Consider the following 409-nt stretch of genomic DNA (forward strand, 5'->3'; position numbering starts at 1 on the left):
ATAGAATTATTTTTTCGATGAAATACGTTTAAGAAGTTTTAAATATCGATGAAGTGTATAATTATGGTGGTTAAGTGGTTTTATTTAGAATGATATTTTATAAAAAAGCCTGAAATAATTATTTCAGGCTTTTTTTATAAATATTAATGAGTGTAGTTAAGTCATTTGTTTTTATTTAATGACTTTATGTTTTAGAGTTGCATTGGTTTCTAAATCAGTAATTTGTAATATGTAAGTCCCTTTAGATAGAGTATTTAAATTAGTTATTTCTAATCTATTATTTTCTATGACGGTTTTTCTGGTATTGTAAATAATACGCCCACTTAAATCATATAATCGAATAGTTACATTGTTTAATGTATTAGGGAGAATTATATTTATTGAATTGTTAAAAGGGTTAGGGTATATG

The 409-nt window shown here is 23.5% G+C and carries 1 protein-coding gene; it reads right to left on the reverse strand.

From position 1 onward, the window contains the following. Positions 1 to 171: 171 nt before the first annotated feature. The coding region (locus ACVC2P_RS00420; RefSeq protein ID WP_452596513.1) for a T9SS type A sorting domain-containing protein at positions 172 to 409 on the reverse strand (238 nt) is incomplete at its 5' end.

Source organism: Pontimicrobium sp. MEBiC01747 (assembly GCF_053601635.1).